General features: G+C 71.0%; 9 protein-coding genes. 5 read left to right on the top strand and 4 right to left on the bottom strand.

The genetic code is table 11. From position 1 onward, the window contains the following. Nucleotides 1–195: 195 nt before the first annotated feature. Nucleotides 196–864 (bottom strand): TrkA family potassium uptake protein, encoded by a 669-nt coding sequence (locus tag GZ997_RS11385; protein WP_161924794.1) that lies wholly within the window; start codon nt 862–864, stop codon nt 196–198. Nucleotides 865–1,135: 271 nt separating this feature from the next. After that, nucleotides 1,136–2,320: an alpha/beta fold hydrolase gene (locus GZ997_RS11380; RefSeq protein ID WP_162679964.1), complete on the bottom strand. Its 1,185-nt coding sequence runs from the start codon at nt 2,318–2,320 to the stop codon at nt 1,136–1,138. A 140-nt stretch (nt 2,321–2,460) separates the two neighbouring features. Here GZ997_RS11380 and GZ997_RS11375 point away from each other — a divergent pair, with 140 nt between their 5' ends. Then, nucleotides 2,461–3,138 (top strand): TetR/AcrR family transcriptional regulator, encoded by a 678-nt coding sequence (locus tag GZ997_RS11375; protein ID WP_162679963.1) that lies wholly within the window; start codon nt 2,461–2,463, stop codon nt 3,136–3,138. Nucleotides 3,139–3,149: 11 nt separating this feature from the next. Here GZ997_RS11375 and GZ997_RS11370 read toward each other — a convergent pair whose 3' ends face one another. After that, entirely contained in the window at nt 3,150–4,556 is a 1,407-nt protein-coding gene (locus GZ997_RS11370; RefSeq protein ID WP_237564408.1) for a potassium transporter TrkG, read from the bottom strand. A gap of 454 nt (nt 4,557–5,010) precedes the next feature. Between GZ997_RS11370 and GZ997_RS11365 the strand changes: the two genes are divergently transcribed. From GZ997_RS11365 to GZ997_RS11355, 3 genes are all read left to right on the top strand, one after another. Further along, a complete protein-coding gene (locus GZ997_RS11365) occupies nt 5,011–5,253 on the top strand; it encodes a helix-turn-helix domain-containing protein (RefSeq protein WP_161924792.1) in 243 nt (80 codons plus the stop codon). Nucleotides 5,254–5,449: 196 nt separating this feature from the next. Further along, nucleotides 5,450–5,548: an AURKAIP1/COX24 domain-containing protein gene (locus tag GZ997_RS11360; protein ID WP_003792170.1), complete on the top strand. Its 99-nt coding sequence runs from the start codon at nt 5,450–5,452 to the stop codon at nt 5,546–5,548. 363 nt (nt 5,549–5,911) lie between these two features. After that, nucleotides 5,912–7,117 carry a UDP-N-acetylmuramate dehydrogenase gene (locus GZ997_RS11355; RefSeq protein WP_162679966.1) on the top strand — a complete coding sequence of 402 codons (1,206 nt, stop codon included), beginning with the start codon at nt 5,912–5,914 and terminating at the stop codon, nt 7,115–7,117. 72 nt (nt 7,118–7,189) lie between these two features. On the opposite strand, the gene GZ997_RS11350 is transcribed toward GZ997_RS11355, so the two are convergent. After that, complete coding sequence (locus GZ997_RS11350) at nt 7,190–8,209, bottom strand: adenosine deaminase (RefSeq protein WP_162679962.1); 1,020 nt, start codon at nt 8,207–8,209, stop codon at nt 7,190–7,192. A gap of 135 nt (nt 8,210–8,344) precedes the next feature. Here GZ997_RS11350 and GZ997_RS11345 point away from each other — a divergent pair, with 135 nt between their 5' ends. Continuing rightward, nucleotides 8,345–9,592, top strand: coding sequence for an aminoglycoside phosphotransferase family protein (locus GZ997_RS11345; protein ID WP_161924785.1), 1,248 nt, complete (start codon nt 8,345–8,347; stop codon nt 9,590–9,592). Nucleotides 9,593–9,710 lie beyond the last annotated feature (118 nt).

Raw genomic sequence — 9,710 nt, 5'->3', positions numbered from 1 at the left:
AACCCATGAGACTCAACCGTCCCAGAAGTCATGAGACTCAACCGTCCCAGAAGTGTGGAGACAGCACAGTCACCGAAAGGTACGAACCGTCGGTGTAAAGGTACGAACCGTCATGCGAAGTGCCGAACCGTCGCCCGGGCATGCGCGTGCCGGCGGCGTCGCGGCATTCTCCGGCCGCCTGGCGACCTACTCGGGTCAGCCGCGGTTGGCGAAGCGCTCCAGGAGCATGGCGTCTCCGCCGACCACTAGGACGTCGTCGGGGGATACCAGGGTGGCGGGGGTGGCGTACTCGAAGGGCTCTCCCGGGCTCATCAGGCCGAAGACGGTCACGCCGTAGCGGGAGCGGATCTTGGACTCGCCGATGGTGAAGCCGTGCAGCTCGGCCGGCGGGCGCATCTTGACGATGGTGAAGCCGCCCTTCTCCATCTCGATGTAGTCCAGCATGCGGCCGGATACCAGGTGGGCGGCGCGCTGCCCGGCGTCGAACTCCGGGTAGACCACGTGGTGGGCGCCGATGCGGCGCAGGATACGGCCGTGCGCGCGGGAGACGGCCTTCGCCCAGATCTGCGGGGTCTGCAAGTCCACCAGGTTGCCGGTGATCAGCACGCTGGCCTCCAGGGAGGTGGCCACGCCCACCACGGCTGTGCCGAACTCGGTGGCCCCCAGCTGCTCGAGGGCCTCCATATCGGTGGCGTCCGCCTCCACCAGCGGGATACGTCCGGTCCACTGGCGCACGAGGACGGGGTCCCGCTCGACGGCCAGGACCTCCCGGCCCAGGCGGTCCAGGGTGGCGGCCATGGCCGAGCCGAAGCGGCCGAGCCCGATCACCAGGGTCGAGTCGTTGTAGGCGGAGCGGTCAGGCATGAGTCCTCAATGGCGATAATGGCGATGTGTGGATACTCGGCGGATGATAGCGAGCGGTGCTCGGCTGACGTCACCGGCCGGGCACCGCACCCAACGGTAGTCCCCTCCGCCGAGATCGGTCGTTGTTCCCGCCGAGTTCGGCGCGATCCGGCGCGCGGGGCTCGACTGGCGCAGGTGCGTCCCGTGCCCGCGCCTACGTGGGGCGATCCGGCGCGCTGGGTCGGCCAACCGCCTTTGGACGGTGATTGCTCGGTCCGGGCTCCCGCGCCTCCTAATGCTCCGGGCCAACCCCTGACAGCAGCGGTTCCTCCCAAGCGAGGATGGTGCGCACCGCCAGGCCCAGGTTGCCTACCTGGCAGTGGGAGGCACAGCCCTCGGCCGCGGTGAACACGCGGGTGGTCACCGAGCGAGCACCGGTCAGGGTGCGCACCTGCCGGGGCAGCTGGGCCAGGGGAACGTAGTGGTCCTGCGCCCCGGCGAGCAGCAGCACGTCCCCGCGCACCTGCACGGAAACCTCGCGGGTGTGCAGGCGCCCGGCGAAGCGCAGGAACTGTGCCGGGGAGTCGGTGCCGGTTACCCGCATCCCCTGCTCCAGCCCCCACTGGACGACGGAGTGCCTACCTGCCAACGCGAGCAGGCGATTCACCAATCCGCCCGGCATCCCGACCAGTGCCCGGCCCAAGCGCGACGGCACGGGCGCCGCCTGCCGCATGGCGACGTCGAGGAAGTCGTCCATGACGTCCCAGGCCACCACACGCGCGGCTCGCGGCTCGAAGGCGGCGGCCCGGATCGCCAACTCTCCACCCAGGGACAGGCCAACCAGCGTGACTTCCTGGAGCCCGAAGTGGTCCAGGACCGCCGACACCGGCCGCTCCCACTCCACCGTGAGCGGCACGCCCTGCTCCTCCAGGACCTCGCCCTGACCGGGGCCCTCGAAGGCGATCACGCGATGCCCCCGCTGTGCGATCGCGGCCAGCAGCGGGAACCACTCCTCAATGTAGGAGTCGAACCCGCCGAAGAGCACCCAGGTGCCGCGAGGCTCCTCGCCCGGCGCCAAACCCTGGGCGGGCAGGTCGTAGGCGGGGAGATCGGCGCCGTCGCAGCTTACTCGCACGGGGCTGAGCGCGAACAGGTGCTGCATGGTGCTCACGAAGCGGCGCCGGGTGGGAAGGCGGCGCGGGTCGTCGCCCGCCATGAAGAACTGGGCTGCACGCTCGTAGATGGCGGCATCGAACTGCCGGTCGGCCGCGCGGGCGGCCCGACCGAGGTGCAGGTACGCCTCCACCCAGCCGGCATTTGTGCTTGGTAGCGGTGACAGCGCGCGGATCTCCTCGATCGCGTGGGGACCAATCAGCTCGGCCCAGCGCAGCGCCTGGAAGGCGTGGTCGGTGGCGGCCGGAAGCGCCTGCGCGCCCAGGGGCGGGATGTCAAGGTCGAATGCGTGCAAAGTGTTCAACTGCCCTCCTAGCAACAACGAACGTTTCTGTTTGGCGTGGAAGGCTAGCAGCTGCTCGCGGTTAAATCAAAACACTCGTTTTGATTTGGCTTGGTCTAGGTCAGGAGACGGGGCTGTGCCGGCGCGCATATCCTGGCCCCATGCCCCGCGTCACTCAGTCCTACCGGGACCGCCAGACCGCCCGAATCATGGCGGCGGCGGAGGCCTGCTTCGCCCGCCGCGGCTTCGACGGCGCCTCAATGGACGAGATCATCGCCGAGGCCGGCATGTCCTCCTCCACCGTCTACCGGTACTTTCCCCAGGGGAAGGAGTCCTTGGTCCGGGCTGTGCTCGGACAGGCGATCAACCCCGTGGTGGACTGGATGGCGGGGCTGCCCGCCGCGGGGGAGCTCCCCCCATTTGAGTCCGCTTTCGTCGACGCCGTCGAGATGGCCTGGAGGTACAAGCGGGAGGCCGCCGACGGTAGTCCCGGCGCTACGGGACAGGGCTGCGGCGGCGAGGCGGCTCAGGCGGGGGCTCGCGCAGTAGCGCGCGTCGAGCTCCAGGTCGCCATCTGGGCCGAGCTGGCGCGCCAGCCGGATCTGCGCGCCGCCAATGCCGAGCACTATGTCCGGTTGCGTGCCGAGATCGTCGGTGCGCTCCGGCGGTGGCAGGCACGCGGAGACATCGCCCGGAACCTCGATGCGGAGGCGGTGGCTGCGGTCGTGCACAACGCCGCCATGGGCCTGCTGGTACGGAGAGCCGTCGTCGGCGAGCCCGGCTGGCACGACGACGTCACCGCCACCGCGCATGCCCTGGCCGGCATGATGGGTGGCTGACGGGGACCGAGTCAGCCGATCAGGGGCCGCTCTGCGGGCATGCGGATCACCCGGCGGCGCTCGCGCAGTGCGAGCGCGGAGGCCGCCGTCATCGTGCCTACGCGACCGATGAACATCAGCACGATGATGACGTACTTCGCGCTCGGCGGCAGGATCGGGGTAATCCCCGTGGACAGGCCCACGGTGGCGAAGGCGCTGATCGCCTCGAACAGGATGCGGTCCAGGGTTAAGTCGGTCAGCTCCAGCAGCAGCAGGGAGGAGATGCCGACGATGCTGACACCGATGAATGACACTGCCACGCTCAGGCGCACGGTTGAGAGGGTGATGCGCCGCCCGAAGGCCTCGATGTCCTGGTCGCCGCGCGCCTCGGCCAGAATTGCCAGCACCAGCACCGCGAAGGTGGACACCTTGATGCCGCCGGCCGTGGAGGCCGAGCCGCCGCCGACGAACATGAGTGCGTCCTGCAGCAGCCAGGTCGACTCGTGCATGTGCTCCGGCGCAATCGTTGACAGCCCGGAGGAACGGGCGTTGACGCTGTTCACCAGTGCGGTCAGAAGCTTCCCGCCGGTGGACAGCGTCCCATAGGTGTTGGGGTTGTTCCACTCGAAGGCGCCGATGGCCACGGCGGAGAAGGCGCTGAGCGCGGTGTAGGTGGTCAGTGTCAGCTTGCTGTGCAGGGTCAATTGGCGGGGACGACGGCGGTTGCGCGCCACGTCGCGGATCACCGGGAAGCCGATGGCGCCCAGGAAGGTGCCCAGTACGATCGGCAGTCCCATCCACCAGTCGCTGGCATAGGGCGCCAGCCCCTCAGGCATGACTACGAAGCCGGCGTTGTTGAAGATGGACAGCGCCATGAAGAACGCGTACCAGGCGGCGTGCCCGAAGTCGAGCCCCAGCGTGAGGAAGCGGGGAAGCAGCACCGCCATCAGCACCGCCTCGACGCCGAAGGCTGCGTAGGCGACTGCGCGCAGCAGTGAGATGACGTCGCCCAGCCCCGCCATGTTCTCCGAGGCGGTGAGCATGCGCTGCGTCAGTCCCAGGTGGCGGGACACGGCGAAGGACAGCAGCGAGGCCATCGTCATGATGCCCAGGCCGCCGATCGCGGCGCCGGTGATGATGACCAGCTGCCCGAATGTTGACCAGTAGGTGGCGGTGTCCACGGTGGTCAGCCCGGTCACGCATACGGCCGACGTCGCCGTGAACAGGGCGTCCACGAAGGGGGCGCGCTGCCCGCTCGCCGTGGCGATCGGCAGGCTGAGCAGAGCCGCAATCCCCGCGACGATGATGGCGAACACGGTGATGGCCAGGCGTGCGGGGGAGAACCGGGCCACGCGCTCGAAGCGGTTGCGCAGTCCCAGGCGTGCCAGCAGGCCGCGTATGCCGGTGGCGTCCTCTGGGGCCGCCAGCTCGCGTGCCATCGCGCCCGGCCCTTCCGGGTCCAGTGGGTCGGTGGGCTCGGCGGTCCCCATCATGGCTGCGTGGGCCGCTGCGGCGCGGGCAGCGGGTCTGGCGTGGTGCCGGGCGGTTGCCTCCGGCCCGTCCCCGTTTCCGGTCCGCGCCTGGCGCCGGACTGGGGGCGCAGTGGGGTGCGGTTCGAAGTCGGGGCTCATGGCTGAGGACACAGGGTCATTGTGGGCCATCAGGTGCGGCGGCGGGTACTGCCGGGCTGTGCGCCGCGGGGCCGCGTCGCGTCGGGGGCTCGTCAGGGAGTGTCGGGTGTGTGAGATGCGGCGCGCGTGACAAATGGGGGAGGAAAGAGCCTGTGCGACGGTTGAGACACGGGTTATATTGGAGTCGTTCCGTAATCGCATGGGGTCGTGTACGGCCCGGCCCCTCGCGTCCACTACGACCTGACGACAGGACACCACCGCCATGGCATCGGGCACCTCGACTTCACCAAGCGCCGCAGGCGCCCCCAGTTTCCTGACCGTGGCGGAGGTGGCGGCCATGCTGCGCGTGTCGAAGATGACGGTCTACCGCATGGTCCACTCCGGTGACCTGCCCGCCATGCAGGTTGGACGCTCCTTCCGGGTTCCTGAGCGCGCGGTCCAGCAGTACCTTGCGGCCGGCCTGGGTGACTGGGGCCACGAGGACTCTGCGTCGACCGGTTCCTGAGACCCGCTACAATCCCTTCGTCACCCGTGTGGTCGGGTGCGGCCTGTCGGTGCTCCGCTCGACTGTCAAGCCTTTGACCGGCGACTCCTCGAAGTGCTGACCCGCCCGTTGCTCGGCCACCACGCTCGTTCAGTTACGCGCCGGCGCCGCCGGCCGCGCGAGCAGGCCGGCACGAACAAACATCGAAGGAGCCTCAATGGGATCTGTCATCAAGAAGCGCCGCAAGCGTATGGCCAAGAAGAAGCACCGCAAGCTGCTGCGCAAGACGCGCCACCAGCGTCGCAACAAGAAGTGAAGCCAACTGTGCCCGGGGCCTGTTCCCCGGGCACAAACGTTCCCAGCCGCACCGCATACTCGTCTGCCTGGCAGTCCCCGAACTCAAGCTCGCCTACTTCGCGGAGCCTGCCGACGCGGTGATTGCCGCCGCCGAGAAGTACAACCGCACGGTGCTGATTGAGCAGACGAACTCGGACAAGGAGCGTGAACTGCGGGCGCCGCACGACTCCCGTCAGGCGACACCCTGAGCTCAGGCGGTCGCCTATCCTGCTCCTGCAAGCACGACCCGAGCGGAGCCTCCATGTCACTACCCCCCGACGCCGGCCGCTTCGGCCTGAGCGCGCCCGAACCGCTGTCCGGCACCGAGGCGTGCACCACGCCCATGTCCGTGCATTCCGACCCCGCCGACTGGCCGGCGCCCGTCCCGGCGCTGGCCCGCCCGCTGGGAGCGGACGCCGACGCCGCGCCGACCTTGGCCGAGCTGACCACCCTGCGGGTGGGCGGCCCAGTTGGCGGCTACGTCGAGGCGCGCACCGAGGCCGAGCTCATCGACGCCGTCCGCCAGGCCGACGCCGCCGGCACCCCCCTGCTGGTGATCGGCGGCGGGTCCAACATCCTGGGCGCCGACGCGGGCTTCGACGGCATGGTTGTGCGTGACGCTCGCCAGGAGGTGAACCTATCCGCGGATGACCGCTGCGGGGGCGTGGAGTTCACCGCCACCGCCGGCACCACCTGGGACGACCTGGTGCGCGAGGCCATCGCCAACCAGTGGGGCGGCTTCGCGCCCCTGTCCGGGATCCCCGGCACCGTCGGCGCCGCCCCGGTGCAGAACATCGGCGCCTACGGGGCGGAGGTGGCCGAGCTGCTCGCATCCGTGCGCGCCTGGGACCGGGTCGCTGGCCGCCCCGTCCACCTGCCGCTGGCCCGCCTGCACCTGAGTTACCGGGATTCCGCCCTCAAGCGGTCCCTGAGCGACGCCGCCATCGGCGGCGGCCGCACCTGGGGGCCAACGGGCCGCTGGGTGGTGCTGGCGGTGACCTTCGCCGTGCGCAGCGCCTCCCTGTCCGCCCCCATCGCCTACGCCCAGCTGGCAGACACCCTCGGCGTCGAGGTGGGCGAGAGGGTGGATGCCCGCGCCGTGCGCGAGGCCGTGCTGGAACTGCGCCGCTCCAAGGGCATGGTCCTGGATGGGGCCGACCACGACACCTGGTCCGCCGGCTCCTTCTTCACCAACCCGATCCTCACCCCCGCCCAGGCCGACGCCCTGCCCGACGATGCCCCCCGCTTCCCGGTCACCGACCACTCCCGGGCGGTGGCGGGCACCCGGCAGGCGCCCGTCGTCGAGGGGCTGGTGAAGACCTCCGCCGCCTGGCTGATCGACCACGCCGGCTTCGGCAAGGGCTTCGCCCTGCCAACCGCCGGGGCGGAGCCGACCGCCAGCCTGTCCACCAAGCACGTGCTGGCCCTGACCAACCGCGGTCACGCCCGCGCCGCCGACCTGACCGGGCTGCGCGACGCCGTCGTCACCGGCGTGCGCGAGCGCTTCGGGGTCACGCTCGTGCCGGAGCCGGTGCACGTCGGCTTCTAGGTCCGGGCGGGCCCAGGGATCGACCACCCGCACGCGCCGCCCGGCACGCGGATCGGGCAGGCGGCCAGAGGCTTACTCGTCCGCCGCCAGCCAGGCATCCACCTGCGCCAGCCACGCCTGCTTCGAGGCGGGCGAGGCCAAGGAGGCGCGGATGGAGCCGCGCGCAAGCTCCGCCAGTGCGCAGTCATCCAGCCCCAGGTCCCGGGCGATCTGGTACTGGTCCACCAGCCGGGACTGGAACAGCAGGGGATCGTCCGCTCCCAGCGCCACCTGGGCGCCGTGCTCTAGCAGCACCGGCAGCGGCACGTCACCGGGTTCCCGGTACACGCCCAGGCACACATTCGACGCGGGACACACCTCCAGGCTCACGCCCGCTGCGACGATCGCGTCCAGCAGTGCCGGGTCCTCGCTGGTGCGGATCCCGTGTCCCAGCCGGGTCGGGCCGAGCGCGGAGACGACGTCGCGCACGTGCTCGGGCCCCAGCAGCTCCCCGCCGTGCGGGAGCGAGGCCAGGCCGGCGCGGCGGGCGATCGCGAAGGCCGGCCCCCAGGAGGAGGTCACGCCCGCCCGCTCGTCGTTCGACAGCCCGAAGCCGATGACGGTGCCCGGCCCGTCCCCGGCGTAGCGCGTCGCCAACCGTGCCAGCGTGCGGGCGTCCAGGGGGTGCCGGATACGGGACGCGGCCACAATCACCGCCACCTCCACCCCGGACAGGATGGTCGCCTGCCTGGCGGCATCAAGGATGATCTCCAACGCCGGTGTGATACCGCCGACGTACGGGGCGTAGGAGGTCGGGTCCACCTGGATCTCCAGGCGCCGCGACCCCTCGGCGGCGTCGTCGAGCGCCGCCTCCAGCACGATGCGGCGCATGATCTCCTCGGTGACCACCAGGTGGCGGGCCGTGTCGTAGGCCCGCTGGAAGCGGAACCAGCCACGATGGTCCGCAGGCACGTGCAGCGGGTCACCATCGAGGAACGAGGTCGGTAGCCGTGCGCCCGCGCCGGACGCCAGCTCAATGAGCGTCTCCAGACGCATTGAGCCCGTGAAGTGCAGATGCAGGTGCGCCTTGGGCAGGGCGGCTAGGTCGCGCATGGCGGGATTGTGCCACTGCCCGCTGAGGGCTTGCCGCTGACCGACCGGGATCACCCGCGCGGTCGAGCACGGTCAAGCACGCGATCCATGCGCGCATCCTGTCACTCCTGGCGCGCATTAAGGCAGACTGTTCCCATGAGCACCGTCATGGCCGACCATGAGCCCAGGGAGGTCGCTCTGCTCACCGGAGCGCGCGCGGCCTCCGTGCTGGCAGCAGCACTGGCGCCGTCCGGCCAGCAGCTCATGAGCTGGGAGGTCCATTCGGTCCACCACCGACCCGGTGCCGGCGTCTCGGTCGGCTACACCGCCGTAGTTGCCCGCCCCGATGGCAGCCGCGCCACCGAGTACCTGTGCGCCACCACCGCCCGCCTGTCCAATCCGCAGGCGGCCGGGCTGACCCGGGTGGCTCCCACCGGCGGGGACGGGCCGGTCGTCTACGTGTGGCGGCACCCGGCGGATCCGGAACTGCCCGCGCTCGCGGTAGCCTGCACTCCTTCGCTGCTGTCGCAGCGCCTGGGTGTCCCGGTCAAGGCCACCATGGTCGCCTATCGGCCCACCCGGCGTGCGGTGGTGCGAGTTACCTATCCCGACTCCACCACCGCCTACGCCAAGGTACTACGCCCTAGCCAGTCCGCGGCATTCGCCGACCGGCACCGCATGCTGCGTGCCGCGGGCGTGCCCGCGCCGGACGTGCTGCGCGATGACCGGGACGGCCTGGTGCTGCTGTCCACTGGCAGGGGCGTGGCCCTGTCCGGGCTGCTCTCCCGCGGCATGGATGAGGCACAGGCGGTACGGGTGTTCAACGCCCTGACCGGGTTGCTGGACTCCCTGCCCGCGGCCGCGCTGCAGCTGGCCGCGCACCCCGCCTGGTCCGAGCGCGCCCGCCACTACGCGCATGCCGCCGCCACCGTCCTGCCGGAGCATGTGGGCCGCACCCGCGCGATCGCCGAGGGGGTCGAGCAGTTGATGGCGGCCTCCGATCCGGGCCCGGTTGTCCCCGTCCACGGCGACTTCTATGAGGCCAATGTGCTCATGGAGGGGGATGCCGTTGCCAGCCTGCTCGATGTCGACTCCCTCGGGCCCGGGCGCCGCGTTGACGACCTGGCCTGCCTGCTCGGGCACGTCAGCGTCCTGGATCACCTGGCGCCGGCCGCGTACCCGCACCTGCGGCCGGCCCTGGAGACCTGGACCCGCCTGGCGGAGCAGCAGGTGGACCCGGTGGCCCTGCGCGCACGCTGCGCCGGCGTGGTGCTGTCGCTGGTTGCCGGCGCGCGCCGGGAGGACGGCGGCCCGTGGCGCGCCGACGCGGAGGGGCGGCTGGCGCGCGCCGAGTCCTGGCTGGCCCAGGCGCGGGAGATCCAGGCGCGTCGCGGCGCCCACTGAGGACTCACTGGGCGGTCGCTGCGCGCGCCACTATTGGGCGCAGGTCCGCGGAGCATCGGGCGGAGCTTCGCGCGGGGACTGCGCGGGGACTGTACGGAGCCTTGCGCGGGGCCCGGGC

The organism is Actinomyces sp. 565 (assembly GCF_010365615.1).
Classification (GTDB): Bacteria; Actinomycetota; Actinomycetes; order Actinomycetales; family Actinomycetaceae; genus Actinomyces.
The sequence above is the reverse complement of the archived record's forward strand: the minus strand, read 5'-3'. Positions and strand labels throughout refer to the sequence as shown.

Coding starts and splice junctions, on each gene's coding strand:
- GZ997_RS11385 (WP_161924794.1), bottom strand. CDS start 864: ATGCCTGACCGCTCCGCCTACAACGACTCGACCCTGGTGATCGGGCTC.
- GZ997_RS11375 (WP_162679963.1), top strand. CDS start 2,461: ATGCCCCGCGTCACTCAGTCCTACCGGGACCGCCAGACCGCCCGAATC.
- GZ997_RS11370 (WP_237564408.1), bottom strand. CDS start 4,556: ATGGCACGCGAGCTGGCGGCCCCAGAGGACGCCACCGGCATACGCGGC.
- GZ997_RS11365 (WP_161924792.1), top strand. CDS start 5,011: ATGGCATCGGGCACCTCGACTTCACCAAGCGCCGCAGGCGCCCCCAGT.
- GZ997_RS11360 (WP_003792170.1), top strand. CDS start 5,450: ATGGGATCTGTCATCAAGAAGCGCCGCAAGCGTATGGCCAAGAAGAAG.
- GZ997_RS11355 (WP_162679966.1), top strand. CDS start 5,912: ATGTCCGTGCATTCCGACCCCGCCGACTGGCCGGCGCCCGTCCCGGCG.
- GZ997_RS11350 (WP_162679962.1), bottom strand. CDS start 8,209: ATGCGCGACCTAGCCGCCCTGCCCAAGGCGCACCTGCATCTGCACTTC.
- GZ997_RS11345 (WP_161924785.1), top strand. CDS start 8,345: ATGAGCACCGTCATGGCCGACCATGAGCCCAGGGAGGTCGCTCTGCTC.